17 protein-coding genes are annotated in these 15,747 nt (G+C 68.5%); 10 read left to right on the top strand and 7 right to left on the bottom strand.

Annotated features, from left to right (window positions below; translation table 11 throughout):
- Positions 1 to 128 precede the first annotated feature (128 nt).
- The gene (locus ACRAKF_RS04160) at positions 129 to 428 is read right to left on the bottom strand and encodes a hypothetical protein (protein ID WP_447035437.1); all 300 of its coding nucleotides are present in this window, start codon (positions 426 to 428) and stop codon (positions 129 to 131) included.
- Positions 429 to 531: 103 nt separating this feature from the next.
- On the opposite strand from ACRAKF_RS04160, the gene ACRAKF_RS04155 reads away from it, so the two are divergent.
- Complete coding sequence (locus tag ACRAKF_RS04155; RefSeq protein WP_447035436.1) at positions 532 to 1,440, top strand: oxygenase MpaB family protein; 909 nt, start codon at positions 532 to 534, stop codon at positions 1,438 to 1,440.
- Here ACRAKF_RS04155 and ACRAKF_RS04150 read toward each other — a convergent pair.
- Positions 1,414 to 1,950, bottom strand: a complete 537-nt coding sequence (locus tag ACRAKF_RS04150; protein ID WP_447035435.1) for a PadR family transcriptional regulator — start codon at positions 1,948 to 1,950, stop codon at positions 1,414 to 1,416. The two genes, ACRAKF_RS04155 and ACRAKF_RS04150, sit on opposite strands and share 27 nt — an antisense overlap.
- 138 nt (positions 1,951 to 2,088) lie before the next feature.
- Between ACRAKF_RS04150 and ACRAKF_RS04145 the strand changes: the two genes are divergently transcribed.
- Complete coding sequence (locus tag ACRAKF_RS04145) at positions 2,089 to 2,847, top strand: alpha/beta fold hydrolase (protein WP_447035434.1); 759 nt, start codon at positions 2,089 to 2,091, stop codon at positions 2,845 to 2,847.
- A gap of 44 nt (positions 2,848 to 2,891) precedes the next feature.
- Here ACRAKF_RS04145 and ACRAKF_RS04140 read toward each other — a convergent pair whose 3' ends face one another.
- Positions 2,892 to 3,491: a class I SAM-dependent methyltransferase gene (locus ACRAKF_RS04140; RefSeq protein ID WP_447035433.1), complete on the bottom strand. Its 600-nt coding sequence runs from the start codon at positions 3,489 to 3,491 to the stop codon at positions 2,892 to 2,894.
- Positions 3,492 to 3,673: 182 nt separating this feature from the next.
- Between ACRAKF_RS04140 and ACRAKF_RS04135 the strand changes: the two genes are divergently transcribed.
- From ACRAKF_RS04135 to ACRAKF_RS04115, 5 genes are read left to right on the top strand one after another with little or no spacing between them, the layout of a single operon-like run.
- Positions 3,674 to 4,447, top strand: a complete 774-nt coding sequence (locus ACRAKF_RS04135) for an MHYT domain-containing protein (RefSeq protein WP_447035432.1) — start codon at positions 3,674 to 3,676, stop codon at positions 4,445 to 4,447.
- Positions 4,448 to 4,504: 57 nt separating this feature from the next.
- Positions 4,505 to 7,177, top strand: coding sequence for a sensor histidine kinase (locus tag ACRAKF_RS04130; protein ID WP_447035431.1), 2,673 nt, complete (start codon positions 4,505 to 4,507; stop codon positions 7,175 to 7,177).
- Positions 7,174 to 7,608 (top strand): roadblock/LC7 domain-containing protein, encoded by a 435-nt coding sequence (locus tag ACRAKF_RS04125; protein WP_447035430.1) that lies wholly within the window; start codon positions 7,174 to 7,176, stop codon positions 7,606 to 7,608. The genes ACRAKF_RS04130 and ACRAKF_RS04125 overlap by 4 nt, the downstream gene beginning before the upstream one ends.
- 19 nt (positions 7,609 to 7,627) lie before the next feature.
- A complete protein-coding gene (locus ACRAKF_RS04120) occupies positions 7,628 to 8,044 on the top strand; it encodes a DUF742 domain-containing protein (protein ID WP_447035429.1) in 417 nt (138 codons plus the stop codon).
- Positions 8,025 to 8,630 (top strand): GTP-binding protein, encoded by a 606-nt coding sequence (locus ACRAKF_RS04115; RefSeq protein WP_447035428.1) that lies wholly within the window; start codon positions 8,025 to 8,027, stop codon positions 8,628 to 8,630. Before ACRAKF_RS04120 ends, ACRAKF_RS04115 begins: the two co-directional genes overlap by 20 nt.
- A gap of 13 nt (positions 8,631 to 8,643) precedes the next feature.
- Here the strand turns inward: ACRAKF_RS04115 and ACRAKF_RS04110 are convergent, their stop codons facing one another.
- A complete protein-coding gene (locus ACRAKF_RS04110; protein ID WP_447035427.1) occupies positions 8,644 to 9,072 on the bottom strand; it encodes a PPOX class F420-dependent oxidoreductase in 429 nt (142 codons plus the stop codon).
- A 92-nt stretch (positions 9,073 to 9,164) separates the two neighbouring features.
- On the opposite strand from ACRAKF_RS04110, the gene ACRAKF_RS04105 reads away from it, so the two are divergent.
- Together ACRAKF_RS04105 and ACRAKF_RS04100 are read left to right on the top strand one after the other, a co-directional pair.
- Positions 9,165 to 9,578, top strand: coding sequence for a roadblock/LC7 domain-containing protein (locus ACRAKF_RS04105; protein WP_447035426.1), 414 nt, complete (start codon positions 9,165 to 9,167; stop codon positions 9,576 to 9,578).
- A 110-nt stretch (positions 9,579 to 9,688) separates the two neighbouring features.
- Positions 9,689 to 10,627: a DUF6397 family protein gene (locus tag ACRAKF_RS04100; protein WP_447035425.1), complete on the top strand. Its 939-nt coding sequence runs from the start codon at positions 9,689 to 9,691 to the stop codon at positions 10,625 to 10,627.
- Positions 10,628 to 10,718: 91 nt separating this feature from the next.
- Here ACRAKF_RS04100 and ACRAKF_RS04095 read toward each other — a convergent pair whose 3' ends face one another.
- The 3 genes from ACRAKF_RS04095 to ACRAKF_RS04085 all read right to left on the bottom strand — a co-directional run bounded on the left by ACRAKF_RS04095 (position 10,719) and on the right by ACRAKF_RS04085 (position 14,820).
- Positions 10,719 to 11,228, bottom strand: coding sequence for a tetratricopeptide repeat protein (locus ACRAKF_RS04095; RefSeq protein WP_447035424.1), 510 nt, complete (start codon positions 11,226 to 11,228; stop codon positions 10,719 to 10,721).
- A 162-nt stretch (positions 11,229 to 11,390) separates the two neighbouring features.
- Positions 11,391 to 12,260 carry an acyl-CoA thioesterase gene (locus ACRAKF_RS04090; protein ID WP_447035423.1) on the bottom strand — a complete coding sequence of 290 codons (870 nt, stop codon included), beginning with the start codon at positions 12,258 to 12,260 and terminating at the stop codon, positions 11,391 to 11,393.
- 46 nt (positions 12,261 to 12,306) lie between these two features.
- Positions 12,307 to 14,820 carry a DEAD/DEAH box helicase gene (locus ACRAKF_RS04085; RefSeq protein ID WP_447035422.1) on the bottom strand — a complete coding sequence of 838 codons (2,514 nt, stop codon included), beginning with the start codon at positions 14,818 to 14,820 and terminating at the stop codon, positions 12,307 to 12,309.
- A 121-nt stretch (positions 14,821 to 14,941) separates the two neighbouring features.
- On the opposite strand from ACRAKF_RS04085, the gene ACRAKF_RS04080 reads away from it, so the two are divergent.
- Entirely contained in the window at positions 14,942 to 15,736 is a 795-nt protein-coding gene (locus ACRAKF_RS04080) for a metal-dependent hydrolase (protein WP_447041800.1), read from the top strand.
- Positions 15,737 to 15,747 lie beyond the last annotated feature (11 nt).

Here is a 15,747-nt window from a genome sequence, read left to right as displayed (position 1 = left end):
ATCGCTTCATCCGTCGGCGCACCCTAACCAGTCGCCCCAGAGGTCGTCGAGAGGTGGTTGATCAGGAAAACCACCGACGACTGGCCATGTCAGTCGACTCTCGGCGTGCAGGGGCGGCGGGCGAGGGCTCATGCGGCGGGCAGTCCCATGAGCGAGCGGGCCACGTCCTGGGGTGACTCGTCGCGTTCCCGGGCGAGGGTGATGACTGCTCGGCAGGCCAGCTCACTGAGGCCGAACGACAGGGCCTCCGGAGAGACCCACTGCCTGGCTCGGTCCATCTCGTCCTGATCGTCCTCGGCGCAGGCCGCGGCGTAGACAGCGGCCGCCTCGAAGAGGTTGTGTGTGCGCTTCTGTCCCCCGGCGGGTTGTGCACCCCGCTCATCGGCAGGTTTGTCGGCACGCCAGAACTTACGGAGCTTGTCGATCACTTTGGACTACCTTCTCCCGGGCGCGGCTTCCCGCCGTTGAAGGCCGACAGGGCCTTACCCCAACGTAGAGTGAGTGCTCCGGTGACAGAAGGGGGACTTCGCGGTGAAGCGTTTCCAGCGGCTGGAGCAGATCAGGCGTCTCGACCCGGAGAAGGACTTCCTCGAGATCTATCGGCTCACCGCGACGTTCGAATTTCCGTGGGACTACACGCGCGCACTCGAACTGGCCCTCTACCGCACCTACGCCGTCCCCAGCATCGGCCGTCTGCTCGCTCGCACAGCCGAACTGACGGACCGTACACAGAAGAGATACGACGACACGGCTCTGCTGCTGGATGCCGTCATGGAGCACGGTTTCACCAGCGAGGAAGGCCGGACCGCGATCCGACGCATCAACCAGATGCATCGCAGCTACGACATCAGCGATGACGACATGCGCTACGTACTGTGCACGTTCGTGGTGACGCCCAAGCGTTGGATCGACGCCTACGGCTGGCGCCGGCTCTCACGCCACGAGATGGCCGCCGCGGCCACGTATTACCGCACGCTCGGGCAGCACATGGGCATCAGAAAAATCCCGACGTCGTACGCCGAATTCGAGAGATGCCTGGACGAATACGAAGCAGCTCACTTCGGCTGGGACCAAGGAGGTCGAGAGGTGTCCGACGCGACCCTCGACCTGATGGCGTCGTGGTACCCGCGCGCGGCGGCGCCCATGGTGCGCACCGCCACTCTCGCCCTCCTCGACGAGCCCTTGCTGAGGGCGTTCCGCTATGAGCGGCCTGGTACCGCAACTCGTTCGCTGGTCAGGGGTGCGGTGCGGCTCAGAGGGCGTGCGGTACGTCTGATGCCTCCTCGCAAGGCACCGCATTACGCGCGGCAGAACTGGGAGATCAAGGGTTACCCGAACGGCTACGAGCTTGCCCGACTCGGGTCATTCCCGGTGCCCGGCGTCCGGGGGTGCCCGGTACCGCACGGGAGCGGCTCAGGGAGCGGCCCCGCTGCCGAGTGACGTCAATGTCGAGCGCAGCCATTCCAGTTCGGCTTGGCTGGTCGCGCGGGCGATCGTGAGGATGCCGCGCCGGAAGGGATCGTCGAGCTCCTCCGCCCGCAGCGGCCGCTCCCCGTCGTAGAAGAAGCTGGCGGGCTCCTCCAGAAAGGCCAGCCTCCTGCGCAGGACGGTCGCCTGGGCCGCCGCGTCGTCCAAGTGCCGGAGAAAGGCGAGGAGCGCGAACCAGCGGTTCTCGTCGGTGATGTCCCCCTGCGCAGGTTCCGCGAGGCGCTTGCGCAGCTCCTGCCTGCCGTCCGGGGTCAGGTTCAGAACGTGGCGCGGAGCGGCCACCGCCCCCGGCTGTGTCTCCCGCACCAGCAGCCCTGCCTTCTCCAGGCGCTTGATGGCGGGGTACAGGGTGCTCTCGGCGACGGGCCGTACGTGGCCGGTCAGTGCGGTGATGCGCTTGCGCAGCTCGTAGCCGTGCAGAGGGGCGTCGTAGAGAAAACCAAGGATGGCCAGTTCGAGCATGGCCCGCATTCTGCCGCATCCCTCCCTTGAAGCGGTGTACATCAGCTACGCAATACATCGGTGCCGATGTATTGTCGGTACTCGTTCCGCATGGGCGGGCGGTGGCATGGCGGCACGGCATGGGAGAGGAGCTCGACGATGCGTGAGGCACAGTTCGACGTTCGGGGCAGTCGAGTGCGATGGACGGAGGTCGACGGCGCTGAAGTCGCACGGGTATACGTACACGGTCTCGGCGCGGCGTCGACGGTCTACCACGCGCATATCGCCGCCAGGCCCGAATTGGCGGGACGGCGTTCGCTGTTCGTCGACCTTCCTGGGCACGGCATCAGCGACAGGCCCGCCGACTTCGGCTACACGCTGGAGGACCACGCGGACGCGCTGGCCGCGGTTCTCGACGAAGCCCGTGTGGCCGGAGCGGAGATCATCGCGCACAGCATGGGCGGTTCCGTCGCCATTGTCCTGGCGCACCGGCGCCCCGAGCTGGTCTCACGCCTGGTCCTCACGGAGGCCAACCTCGACCCGCATCCGCCGGCGACGGCGGGCAGCAGTGGCATCGCCTCCTTCGAGGAACGCGACTTCGTCGAAAACGGCGGCTACGCGCGCGTGCTGGAAAAGGTCGGCCCCATCTGGGCAGCCACCATGCGCCTGGCCGATCCCCGAGCCCTGCACCGCAGTGCCGTCGGTCTCATCGCGGGCACGCGACCCACGATGCGCCGGTTGCTCGAAGGGCTGTCCGTCGAGCGGGTCTACTTGCAGGGAGCGTCGAGCGGCGACCTCGCGGGCCGCGATGCCCTGGAGGCATCCGGAGTCCGGGTCATGACCGTGCCGGACGCGGGGCACAACGTCATGTTCGACAACGCCGACGCGTTCGTCACCGCGATCGCAGGGCGCCGCTGACCGCCTCACGGAGGCTGATCAGGGCGAGCCGACAGGCGCGTCACTCAACCCGCGCGTACAGCGAGGGCGAGGAACCGCGCGTCCTCGTCGACGTACGACGTCATGCGCCAGCCCGAGCGTGCGAGCAGCGGCCCGAGATGGGCCTCCGCCCGCAGGTCGCCCGGTGTGATCTGCCGGCCCTGTCGTGCCGCGAGTGCCGCCCGGCCGATCGGGTGGAAGAGGGCGAGCAGCCCGCCGGGGCGCACTACGCGCTGCAACTCCGCCAAGTTCTCCGCCGGCTGCGGGAGATGCGAGATCAGGCCGGCACCGAAGACGGCGTCGAGCGATTGGGTAGCCAGCGGCAAGCGTGCCACGTCGGCGAGCAGCAACTGCCCGTCGCTGCCCCTTCCCGCCTGCCTGGCAGCCTCCAGCATCGCGGGAGTCAGGTCGGCGCCCAGGACCGCCCCCGAAGGCCCCACGGCGTCTCTCAGGGCCGGCAGGGCGCGCCCTGTGCCGCAGCCCGCGTCCAGCACCCGGTCGCCCTCACGGAGGCCGAGCTCGGCGACCGCGGTTCGATACGCGGGACCGTCGTCGGGAAAACGGGCGTCCCAGTCGGCCGCTCGGGCCGTGAAGAATTCCTGGACCTTTGTGTGGTCGTCACTCATGCGACCCATGATTGCGCAGAGCAGAGCAGAGCAGAGCAGAGCAGCACAGCACAGCACACGCGCGTTGGGCGCACTCGTTCGAGCGTGGCGCGGTCGTTCAAGGCTCTCTCTCTGTCATATTTCATCAGCTTTCGAAATGCGCCCCCGATGGCCGCCCCCGGCCGGACTAGCGTCCTTGGGCCATGGGACACCTGGACCACGCCACCTTCGGCTGGCTGACCCCCGTGCTGTCGTACGCGATGGCTTGCATCGGCGCAGCCCTGGGGCTGCGCTGCACCGTCCGCGCGCTGAGCGCCTCGGGGCGCTCGCGCAGGAACTGGCTCCTCACCGCCGCCTCCGCGCTCGGCACCGGCATCTGGACGATGCACTTCGTCGCGATGCTCGGTTTCGGGGTCACGGGCACGGAGATCCACTACAACGTACCGCTGACCATCCTGAGCCTCTTGGTGGCCATGATCGTCGTGGGGGCGGGGGTCTTCGCCGTGGGGTACGGCCGTGAGCGTGCACGTGCCCTCGCGCTCGGCGGACTCACCACGGGCCTCGGCGTCGCGAGCATGCACTACTTGGGCATGGCGGCGCTGCGCCTGCACGGAGAGGTGCGGTACGACCCGGTGCTCATCGGGCTCTCCGTGGCCATCGCCGTCGTCGCGGCTACCGCTGCCCTGTGGGCCGGACTCAACATCAGGTCACCCCTCGCTGTCGCGGGAGCGTCGCTGGTCATGGGTGGGGCGGTGACCAGCATGCACTACACCGGGATGCTGGCGGTGAGCGTGCGGGTCGCCCCCTCCCAAGAGGCCCTGTCCGGAGCCACGACGATGCAGTTCATCTTTCCCTTGGCCGTCGGACTCGGGTCGTACCTCTTCCTGACGTCGGCCTTCGTCGCGCTCTCCCCGACCGCGGGTGAGCGGCAGGCCTCCGCTTCCGCGCAGCGCCCGGTCGAAAGCGTCACCCCGTAGCCGCGTCTCTGCAGCGAGCACTGGAGCACCCACATTCCCCAGCCGAGGGAGGCGGCCATGCGGACGCCCCGTAAGACCTTCGACACCACCGACGGCGAAGCCCCCGTACACCCGGCACGCGGTCGCCGCGCTCATGCGGGGCCGCCCGCCGACGAGTACGTCGACGAAGAGGAACGGTTCATCAAGCCGGCGACGGAAAGCGAGCGATCGGCGGCAACGGCACCCACGCGCGGGGGAGGTTGGCGACCACGGCCTCGCACCGTGCGCGCCAAGATCGTGTGCCTGCTGATGGTGCCTGTCGTCTCGCTGCTCGGTCTGTGGGCGTACGCGACCGTCAGCACGGCTCAGGACATCGCGCACCTGCGGCAGCTGCAACGCGTGAACACGGAAGTACGGGTGCCCATCGAGGCTGCCATTTCGTCGCTCCAAGCTGAACGCGTGGCCGCCGTGCGCTATGCGACAGACCCTGACACCGAGCGCGGAGAGGCCTTGGAGAAACGGGCGGCGCGCACCGACCGTGTCGTGGCGAAGCTACGCCTTGGGGATGACAGGACGGTTGCTGACGGAGCGGGCCTTCCGCAGGGGGTGGCGGACCGTCTCGCCACGTTCGTGACCGGAGCCGGTGACCTGACCTCGTTGCGGGCCGACGTGCTGGAGCGCCGCACAGGGTGGGACACGACCTACGAGGAGTACACGAAGACGATCTCGCAGGCCTTCGGAGTGGCGGGCGCGCTCACCACGATGCGGGACGCCGAACCGGGCTCCTACGCGCGCGTGCTGCACGAATTCTCCGGGGCCGGTGAAATGCTGGCGCGCGAGGATGCCGTGCTTGCCTCCGCACGGCTCACCGGACTCCTGGACGGCGAGCGGCTCAGGCTGTTCACCGGGGCTGTCGACACCCGCCGTTCGCTGACGGAAACAGCGGTGGCGGACCTGCGGGAACCCGAACGAGCGGCCTGGCGCGACCTTGAGGAGGCAAGTTCGTACGCCGACGTTCGGGCTGTCGAGGACAGAGTGCTGGTCGCCGAGCCCGGCCGAAAGGCCGTCGCCGCGGCCTCCGCGGAAGCCTGGGGCGAGGCACACGCAACCGTGCGGGACAAGCTTCGGGCGATCGGGGTCGGAGCGGATCGCCGGGCCTTGGGCCGGGCCGACCCGTTCACCCACGGCGTGCTCACGTCGGCCGGCGCGGCCGTACTTCTCGGCCTCGCTGCCGTGGCCGCCTCGCTCGTCATCTCCGTACGCATCGGCCGAGGCCTGGTCGTCGAACTGGTCAGCCTGCGCAACGGCGCCCTGGAGATCGCCCGCCGGAAGCTGCCGCAGGCCATGCGGCGTCTGAGGGCCGGCGAGGAGATCGACATCTCTGCCGAGGCGCCGCGGGGAGCACCCGCGGAGGACGAGACCGGGCAGGTCTCCGAGGCGCTCGCCACCGTCCACCGGGCAGCCCTGCGCGCAGCGATCGAGCGCGCGGAACTCGCGAGCGGGATCTCCGGCGTGTTCGTCAATCTGGCCCGGAGGAGTCAGGTTCTGGTGCACCGGCAGCTCACCCTGCTGGACACCATGGAACGCAGGGCCGACGACCCGGAGGAGCTCAGCGATCTCTTCCGTCTCGACCATCTGACGACCCGGATGAGGCGCCACGCGGAAAGCCTGATCATCCTCTCCGGTGCGGCGCCGGGCCGGGCCTGGCGCATGCCGGTCTCCCTGACGAACGTCGTGCGTGCGGCGGTCTCCGAAGTCGAGGACTACGCGCGCGTGGAGGTACGCCAGCTGCCCGCCGCCTCGATCCTCGGGACAGCGGTAGCCGACCTCACCCACTTGCTGGCAGAACTCGTCGAGAACGCGGCCCAGTTCTCTCCTCCCCACACCAAGGTGCGGGTGATCGGTGAACCGGTCGGAAACGGCTATGCCCTGGAGATCGAGGACCGCGGGCTCGGCATGGGGCCGGAGACGCTCGCCGAAGCCAACCGCCGCATCGAGCAGTCAGAGGCGGTCGACCTGTTCGACAGCGACCAACTGGGCCTCTTCGTGGTCAGCAGGCTCGCGGCTCGCCACGGCATCAAGGTGCATCTGCGGACGTCGCCCTTCGGGGGCACCACCGCGGTCGTGCTGCTTCCCACCCCGCTGCTGCACAGCCCGGCGACGGAAAGTGCGCAGTCTCGCGTGGAGCACAGGACGGCTTCGGAGAAGGAGTACGCACGCGTGGCCGTTCCCGGACGACCCGTGAACGGCAGTTCCGTTCCCGCCGCCGCACCCCGTCCGGCCCTGTCCGCAGCGGCGGAAGCACCACTGCCGGGCGTCACCGCCCTCCGGCCGCACCGGGCTGGGGAAGACGCGTATGAGGGCACGGGCGGCGGCTCACGACCGGACGACGCCACGACAGTCGACGTCGACGTCGACGTCGACGATGCCGACGCCGGCGCACCGGACTCGGCGAGCGCACTGCCCCGCCGAGTACGTCAGGCGAGTCTCGCCCCGCAACTGCGCGAACGTCACGCCGACGCGGGCGACGCGGGCGACGCGGGCGACGCGGGCGACGCGGGCGACGCGGGCGACGCGGGCGACGCGGCGAACACCGGCGAGCGCAGCCCGGAACAGGTCCGCGAGCGCATGACCGCCTTCCGCGACGGCTGGGCACGCGGCGGCGGCCGGCCTCCGGGCATCGTCGGCGCGGTCCCCGGCACGGCGACGCCCGCACCGCGCAGGGACAGCAGCGAAGGAGACCCCGCATGATCCAGGACCAGAGCATTCCCGCCGGAGGCACCGGAGAACTCGACTGGCTGCTCGACGACTTGGTACTGCGCGTCGGAGAGGTGCGACACGCGGTGGTGCTGTCCAACGACGGCCTGCCGGTCGGCGCCTCGACCGCTCTCACGCGTGAGGACGCCGAGCACCTGGCCGCCGTCGCGTCGGGCTTCCACAGCCTCGCCAAAGGGGCGGGCCGGCACTTCGGAGCCGGGGGAGTGCGCCAGACGATGGTCGAGATGGACGACGCCTTCTTGTTCGTCGCAGCCGCCGGAGACGGTTCCTGCCTTGCGGTGCTCAGTTCGGCCACGGCTGACATCGGCCTTGTGGCGTACGAGATGGCTCGCCTGGTCAAGCGGGTGGGCGAGCACCTCTACACCCCGGCCCGCGTCACGGCACGCCCACCGGCAGTCGGATGACCGGGGGCGGCGCGTAGTCATGAACGAGGATTCGAACAGCATTCAGTACCAGCAGGGCAGTCAGTGGTACGACGGCGAGGCGGGGCCCCTCGTACGGCCCTACGCGGTGACGGGCGGGCGGACCGCCCCGGGACCGAGAGGCGTCCGCTTCGACCTGATCGCCCTTGTGACGCTCCAGGACGTCGCCGCGGTGATGGCCGGCGACGACACCGCCCTCGGCCCCGAGCACCGGGTGCTCATCGATCTGTGTCGCGTCGAGACGCAATCCGTCGCCGAACTCGCCGCCGACGCCGATCTCCCCGTCGGCGTGGTCAGAGTGCTCCTCGGTGACCTGCTGGAAATGGGGCATGTCGAGATCAGTCGGCCGGTGCCGCCCGCACAGCTTCCCGACGAAATGATCCTTCGAGAGGTGATCAATGGTCTCCGAGCACTCTGACACCGAAGGCGGCCAGACCGCGGCCATGGCGCTGAAGATCCTGGTGGCCGGTGGCTTCGGGGTGGGCAAGACCACTCTGGTCGGCGCGGTAAGTGAGATCCGCCCCCTGCGCACCGAGGAACTGCTCAGCGAGGCTGGGCAGATGGTGGACGACACCGAGGGCGTCGACCGGAAGACCACGACGACCGTCGCCATGGACTTCGGCCGCATCACCATCAGGGCCGGTCTTTCGCTGTACCTGTTCGGCACTCCCGGGCAGGACCGTTTCTGGTTTCTGTGGGACGAGCTGTCGCAAGGCGCCCTCGGAGCCGTCGTCCTTGCGGACACCAGGCGGCTCGAGGACTGCTTCCCCGCCGTGGACTACTTCGAGCACCGTCATATCCCCTTCGTCGTGGCAGTGAACTGCTTCACGCAGACGCGGGCGTATGGCGCGAAGGAGGTCTCACGGGCCTTGGACCTCGACCGCGGAACCCCCGTGGTGCTGTGCGACGCACGGGACCGAGACTCGGGGAAGGAGGTGCTGATACGGCTGGTCGAGTACGCCGGGCGGATGCATACCGCCCGGCTGCTCGACTCGGTGGGCTAAACCGTGTGGGCTTTCAGTCGGCGACTTTGTCGTATGCGAGCACCTTGTCGATGCGCACGCGCACCAGAAGTTCACCGGGCACGCCGTTGCGCTCGCCGAACTCCTCGGCCCGGTCCTCGCCCATGTAACGTGCGCCGATCCTGGCTGCCCAGTGCTGGACCTGGTCGAGTTCCTCGATCAGGTCGGCACGGCCCTGCAGTACGACGAAGGCGAACGGCGGCTGGTCGTCGTCCACGCAGAGGGCCAGGCGGCCGTCACGGGCGAGGTTGCGGCCCTTGACCGTGTCCTTACCCGTGTTGAACACCAGGTCGTCTCCGTCGAGAAGGAACCAGATCGGCGCTAGGTGCGGGCTGCCGTCGGCCCTGACGGTCGACAACTTGCCGGTTCGCGTGCCTTGCGAGACGAATGCCCGCCATTGGTCATCGGTCATCTTTTGTGCCATGCCCCCATCATGCTTGCCGGGGCGCCGGTCGTGGGGAAGGCTGGCGGGTCAGATCCTCCAGCCAGGAGGACCGACTCGGGGAGACAGGAACGATGGCACAGAGCACGGGGCTTGGCTGGCTGCTGGATGACTTGACGCACCGGATGGAGCATGTTCGTCATGCGCTGGTGCTGTCCAACGATGGACTGGTGACCGGTGCCAGTTCCGACTTGGCGCGCGAGGACGCGGAGCACCTGGCCGCAGTCTCCTCGGGGCTGCACAGCCTCGCCAAGGGGTCTGGGCGTCACTTTCACGCGGGCAACGTCCGTCAGACGATGATCGAGTTCGATGACGCCGTCCTCTTCGTCACCGCGGCCGGCGACGGCAGCTGCCTCTGCGTTCTGAGCGCGGCGGAGGCTGACATCGGCCAAGTCGCCTACGAGATGACGTTGCTCGTCAATCGTGTCGGAGAGCATCTCGCCGTGGGGGCTCGACAGCCCGAGCGCACACCCGTCGTGGACCTCTGACCAGCCTTGACGCTGCCCTGTCAGGAGTTATCCACAGGCTCAGCGAGAGTCGTGACGATCGGGCTACGGTCTTTCCCGAGAGCAGACACATCTCACGGGGGAGAACCACCATGACGGACGTCATGACCACACAGCCGGCCAACGCGGCGGCGGCTCCGCCCTCCGTCGCGCTGAGCGGTGCGGCAAGGGAACTGGGTTTGAAGCGCAGCGAGTTCGATCTCGCCGTACTGCTCGGGCGCGTACGGACCGTCGCGGACCCGACGGGGACGCAGCGCCGTGTCACCCGCGCAGAGATCGACCGCGTACGCGGCAGCGAGCGCTTCCCCGAGGCTTTGCGGGAGAGCGTCAGAGTCATGGGCACCACGGAAGCCGCGGAGCTCATGGACATCACCACGGCCCGGTTCACCCGGCTCGCCCGCGCCGGATTCCTGACGCCAGTAAAATTTTACCTGAACCGGTATCGGGCGATCGTCTGGCTTTATCTCGCCGAAGAGCTGCGGCACTTCGCGGAGGGCGAGGTGCACGGCGTCCTCCTCACCGGCCGCTTGCCCGAACCGGTTCGGGTGCGCCTGGACGACGGGCAGGACCTGCGGGCACGCAATTGGCGGAGCCGGCATGCGGGTTTCCTGCTCCGGCAGAGCGAGGATTCATGGCAGCGCGTGGCCGCCATGGCCTCACTCCTCGATCAGGTGCAACTGACAGACATCGTCAAGGACCCCTACGAACGGGCATACCTCAGCCGGCTTATGCCCGCGCCACGCACCCATGGGGCACCTGATTCGCCCACCGCGCTGATCGTCGGACGGATCATGACCGCGGACGATCCTGAGGAGCTCCGATGGCTGCGCGCCAGCCTGCTGCTCGGCCTGGCCCAGGCACGGTCGGAACGCCCGGCGCCCCGGCCCGCTCCCGCGCCGGCCGCTGCGGTCGCTGCGGCCGAAGCGGCGTCGGTTCGTGCCCAACCCGAGCACCGGAGTGACGACACGATCGACGTTCTGGATCGCGAGCCACGCGGCCTGAGGAAATGGTTGCGCCGACGGCAGGTGTAGGCCAGCGGTGTATGCGGCAGCCTGCCGTGCTGCCTACGTCTCGCCGGTATCCGTATTCATCCGTATCACTGAGCGGTGCTGCTCAGTGATGTCAGATCGTTGCGTCGAGATCTTTCGTGTACTCCTCGATAGCGGGCCGATAGCCCTCGACTTCCGGGTCGTTGCTCGTGGCGACCAGCAAGGTCAGAAGCAGTTGCATCGCGTCGTGCGTCCGCCCGACGTTGTACAGCGCCATGGCCAGGAACGTCTTGATCCCATTGTCGTCAGGGAACTCGGCCGCCGCGCCGCCAAGAGTCGCGACGGCTTCCTCGTAGCGCCCCAGGATCCGGTAGGTGCTGCCCAGACCGAGCAGGGCCCCACGGCGATCGTTGCCCGAGAGCGCCTCTCCCGCGAGGGCCCGCTCGTAATACGGCACCGCCTCCGCTTCCAGGCCGAGCGTGTCATGCACCCACGCCGTCTGGTACGCCACCTCCTCGTCCGCCGGGAACAGGGCGGCAAGCTTCACGAGCTGCTCGCGGGCCTCCTCGCGGCGCCCTGCCTCGCGTAGGCGCACAGCCTCACGAAGCAACCGATCCCTGTTCTCGCTCGTATCCGCGTTCATGTGCTGGTCCCCACCATCCGACTCACCTGCGTTTTCGTACCGACGAATCACTTGCCCCATCCCGCTGAACGGAGACACACATGCGCATCCTCCACTACTCGGTGCGCGCCCAGGGCTCACAGTCCACCGCGATGGGTTCCAGCGTGGTCAACGCCTTCTTCGTCACGCGTGGGGTCGGAACAGGCCTTCCTGCACCACGGATACGAGCAGCCGGCCGTCGGTGTCGTAGATACGGCCGCGGGCGAGGCCGCGGCCCCCCGTGGCGATGGGGGACTCCTGGTCGTACAAGAACCACTCGTCGGCGCGGAACGAGTGATGGAACCACATGGCGTGGTCAAGCGAGGCCATGTCAAAGCCGCGGGGGCCCCAGAGCGGCTCGACCGGGATGCGCACGGCGTCGAGGAGCGTCATGTCGCTCGCGTAGGTGAGGGCGCAGGTGTGCACGAGCGGGTCGTCGCCCAGCGGACCGACGGCGCGCATCCACACCGCGCTGCGGGGTTCGGCGTCCTGGACCTCCTCGGAGGTCCAGCGCAGCCGGTCCACGTAACGGATGTCGAAGGGCTGGCGCCTGGCCATGCGCTCCCACTGCTCGGGGAGCGCGCCGAGGTGCTCCTTGATCTCCTCGGCGACGGTCGGCAGCGACTCAGGGTCAGGAGCGGCGATGCGCGGCGGCAGCTGGTGTTCGAAGGCGCCCTGTTCGGGCTTGTGGAAGGAGGCGGTGAGGTTGAAGATCGTGCGGCCCTGCTGGACGGCGGTGACACGGCGCGTGGTGAAGGAGCGCCCGTCCCTGACCCGCTCGACCTGGTACACGATGGGCACGCCCGGACGGCCGGGGCGCAGGAAGTACGCGTGCAGCGAATGCACCGGGCGGTCGCCCTCCGTGGTGCGGCCCGCAGCCACCAGGGCCTGCCCGGCGACCTGCCCGCCGAACACCCGCTGCAAGGACTCCTCGGGGCTGCGGCCCCGGAAAATGTTGACCTCGATCTGCTCCAGGTCCAGCAGATCGACCAGCCGTTCGGCGGGGTTGCTCATGACGCTACTTCGACTCCTGTCCGGGACATGCGTTTTCTCGGGGTATTCAGAGCTGGCCGACGTCCGTGACGCGGACGATGGCACGGCCCTCCTCGTCGGAGGCCGCGAGATCGACCTCCGCGCTGATGCCCCAGTCATGATCGCCGTTCGGATCTGCGAACGTCTGGCGGACGCGCCACAGGCCGTGCTCCGGGTCCTGCTCGATGGACAGCAGCTTGGGGCCGCGCGCGTCGGGGCCGGTCCCGAGATCTTCGTACTCGTCCCAGTACTTGTCCATGGCCTCACCCCAGGCGTCCGCGTCCCAGCCGGACTCGGCGTCCAGCTCGCCCAGCTCCTCGACGTGGTCGAGGGCGGCCAGCTCGACCCTGCGGAACAGCGCGTTGCGCACCAGGACGCGGAAGGCGCGGGCATTGGCCGTGACCGGCTTGACCTGGTCGGCCCTCTCCTGGGCCTCCTCGGCCGTCATGACCTCGGGGTTGGCCAGCTGCTCCCACTCGTCGAGGAGGCTGGAGTCGACCTGACGGACCATCTCGCCGAGCCAGGCGATCAGATCCTCCAGGTCCTCGGACTTGAGGTCGTCCGGGATGGTGTGTTCCAGGGCCTTGTAGGCACTGGCCAGGTAGCGCAGCACGATGCCTTCGGTGCGGGCGAGTTCGTAGAAGGAGGTGAACTCGGTGAAGGACAGCGCCCGCTCGTACATGTCACGGACGACGGACTTCGGGGACAGCGGGTGGTCGCCGACCCACGGGTGGCTCGTCCGGTAGGTGTTGTAGGCGTGGAAGAGCAGCTCCTCCAGCGGCTTGGGGTAGGTGATGTCCTGGAGCCGCTCCATCCGCTCCTCGTACTCGACACCGTCCGCCTTCATCAGCCCCACAGCTTCGCCGCGCGCCTTGTTCTGCTGGGCTGCGAGGATCTGGCGCGGGTCGTCGAGGGTGGATTCGACCACGGAGACCATGTCGAGGGCGTACGACGGGGAGTCGGGGTCGAGGATCTCGAAGGCCGCGAGGGCGAAGGTCGACAGAGGCTGGTTGAGCGCGAAGTCCTGTTGCAGGTCGACGGTCAGGCGTACGACACGGCCCGTTGCGTCCGGCACGTCGAGCTTTTCCACGACACCGCCGGCCAGGAGGGAACGGTAGATCGCGATGGCGCGACGGATGTGCCGCAGCTGCGCCTTGCGCGGCTCGTGATTGTCTTCCAGAAGGTGACGCATCGCCTTGAAGGCGTTGCCGGGGCGGGCGATCACGGACAGCAACATGGTGTGCGTGACGCGGAAGCGGGAGGTCAGCGGCTCCGGCTCGGAGGTGATGAGCTTCTCGAAGGTGCCCTCGGTCCAGCCGACGAAGCCCTCCGGCGCCTTCTTGCGGACCACCTTGCGGCGCTTCTTGGCGTCGTCGCCCGCCTTGGCGAGTGCCTTCTCGTTCTCGATGACGTGCTCGGGTGCCTGCGCGACCACGAGGCCCGCAGTGTCGAAGCCCGCACGTCCGGCCCGGCCGGCGATCTGGTGGAATTCCCGCGCGCGCAGGGTGCGGACCCGGCTGCCGTCGTACTTGGCGAGCGCGGTGAAGAGGACGGTGCGGATCGGGACGTTGACGCCGACGCCGAGAGTGTCTGTACCGCAGATGACCTTCAGAAGGCCGGCCTGGGCGAGCTTCTCCACCAAGCGGCGGTACTTGGGCAGCATGCCGGCGTGGTGCACGCCGATGCCATGGCGCACGTACCGCGAGAGGTTGCGGCCGAACTTGGTGGTGAAGCGGAAGTTGCCGATCAGGTCGGCGATCTTGTCTTTCTCCTCACGCGTGCACATGTTGATGCTCATCAGCGACTGGGCGCGCTCGACGGCCTGTGCCTGCGTGAAGTGCACGATGTAGACCGGAGCCTGCTTGGTCTCCAGAAGCTCGGTGAGGGTCTCGGTGATCGGCGTCAGCCGGTACTCGTACGACAGTGGCACGGGGCGCGTAGCGGAGCGGACCACCGCGGTGGGGCGACCGGTGCGGCGCGTGAGGTCCTTCTCGAACATGCTGACGTCGCCGAGCGTCGCCGACATGAGGATGAACTGTGCCTGCGGCAGTTCGAGCAGCGGGATCTGCCAGGCCCAGCCGCGGTCCGGCTCGGCGTAGAAGTGGAACTCGTCCATCACGACCTGGCCGACGTCGGCGTCCTTGCCGTCCCGCAGGGCGATCGAGGCGAGGACCTCGGCCGTGCAGCAGATGACGGGGGCGTCGGCGTTGACGGACGCGTCGCCCGTGAGCATGCCGACGTTCTCGGTGCCCAGGAGCTTGCACAGGTCGAAGAACTTCTCCGACACGAGCGCCTTGATGGGGGCCGTGTAGAAGGTGACCTTGTCTTGGGCGAGGGCGGTGAAGTGGGCGCCGGCCGCCACCAGGCTCTTGCCGGAGCCCGTGGGAGTGGACAAGATCACGTTCGCCCCGGAGACCACCTCGATCAGCGCCTCCTCCTGGGCCGGATAGAGAGTGATCCCCTGATCCACGGCCCACGTGGAGAAGGCTTCGAAGAGGGCATCTGGGTCGGCATCCGGCGGCAGCTGATCGATAAGGGTCACACCCCCATCTTGCCTTCCTTCTCACCGGATCAGGGAACCGGTGATTCTCGCGAAGATCACGAACGCTACGCTGTGTCGCCAACGTGGCATCAGAACATGGGAAACGGGGCGGGCGGCAGCGATGATGGGACCGGCACACTCACTGTCGGGAGCGGCGGCCTGGCTCGGGGTCGGCGCGGCCGCGGCGGCCGCGGGACACACGATGCCCTGGCCGGTCCTTCTCGTGGGAGCGCTCATTTGTGCCGGGGCGGCCCTCGCGCCCGACCTCGATCACAAGTCGGCGACCATCTCGCGAGCCTTCGGGCCCGTCTCGCGGGGCCTGTGCGAAATTGTCGACAAACTCTCGTACGCCGTCTACAAGGCGACACGGAAGGCGGGCGACCCACGTCGCTCGGGCGGCCATCGCACACTCACCCACACCTGGCTGTGGGCGGTGCTGATAGGCGCCGGCGCCTCGGCCCTGGCGATCTTCGGAGGACGCTGGGCGGTGCTCGCGATCCTCTTCGTCCACATGGTGCTCGCCATCGAAGGGCTGCTGTGGCGGGCGGCGCGTGGGTCGAGCAGCGATGTACTGGTATGGCTGCTCGCCGCCACGAGTGCGTGGATTCTCGCAGGCGTCCTCGACAAGCCCGGCAACGGTTCGGACTGGTTCTTCACCGCACCAGGCCAGGAGTACCTGTGGCTCGGCCTGCCGATTGTGCTCGGTGCGCTGGTGCACGACATCGGGGACGCGCTGACGGTCTCCGGATGCCCGGTGCTGTGGCCCATCCCCATCGGCCGCAAGCGCTGGTACCCGATCGGGCCGCCGAAAGCACTGCGCTTCCGGGCCGGCAGCTGGATCGAGCTGAAGGTACTGATGCCGGTGTTCATGCTGCTCGGGGGAGTGGGCGGCGCGGCCGCGCTCAACGTCATCTGAGGCGGGGCCGG

The sequence above is a fragment of the Streptomyces sp. DSM 118878 genome, from assembly GCF_052936595.1.
This window is presented reverse-complemented; position numbering and strand designations above follow the sequence as displayed.

Coding starts and splice junctions, on each gene's coding strand:
- ACRAKF_RS04150 (WP_447035435.1), bottom strand. CDS start 1,950: ATGCTCGAACTGGCCATCCTTGGTTTTCTCTACGACGCCCCTCTGCAC.
- ACRAKF_RS04145 (WP_447035434.1), top strand. CDS start 2,089: ATGCGTGAGGCACAGTTCGACGTTCGGGGCAGTCGAGTGCGATGGACG.
- ACRAKF_RS04140 (WP_447035433.1), bottom strand. CDS start 3,491: ATGAGTGACGACCACACAAAGGTCCAGGAATTCTTCACGGCCCGAGCG.
- ACRAKF_RS04135 (WP_447035432.1), top strand. CDS start 3,674: ATGGGACACCTGGACCACGCCACCTTCGGCTGGCTGACCCCCGTGCTG.
- ACRAKF_RS04130 (WP_447035431.1), top strand. CDS start 4,505: ATGCGGACGCCCCGTAAGACCTTCGACACCACCGACGGCGAAGCCCCC.
- ACRAKF_RS04125 (WP_447035430.1), top strand. CDS start 7,174: ATGATCCAGGACCAGAGCATTCCCGCCGGAGGCACCGGAGAACTCGAC.
- ACRAKF_RS04120 (WP_447035429.1), top strand. CDS start 7,628: ATGAACGAGGATTCGAACAGCATTCAGTACCAGCAGGGCAGTCAGTGG.
- ACRAKF_RS04115 (WP_447035428.1), top strand. CDS start 8,025: ATGGTCTCCGAGCACTCTGACACCGAAGGCGGCCAGACCGCGGCCATG.
- ACRAKF_RS04110 (WP_447035427.1), bottom strand. CDS start 9,072: ATGGCACAAAAGATGACCGATGACCAATGGCGGGCATTCGTCTCGCAA.
- ACRAKF_RS04105 (WP_447035426.1), top strand. CDS start 9,165: ATGGCACAGAGCACGGGGCTTGGCTGGCTGCTGGATGACTTGACGCAC.
- ACRAKF_RS04100 (WP_447035425.1), top strand. CDS start 9,689: ATGACGGACGTCATGACCACACAGCCGGCCAACGCGGCGGCGGCTCCG.
- ACRAKF_RS04095 (WP_447035424.1), bottom strand. CDS start 11,228: ATGAACGCGGATACGAGCGAGAACAGGGATCGGTTGCTTCGTGAGGCT.
- ACRAKF_RS04090 (WP_447035423.1), bottom strand. CDS start 12,260: ATGAGCAACCCCGCCGAACGGCTGGTCGATCTGCTGGACCTGGAGCAG.
- ACRAKF_RS04080 (WP_447041800.1), top strand. CDS start 14,942: ATGATGGGACCGGCACACTCACTGTCGGGAGCGGCGGCCTGGCTCGGG.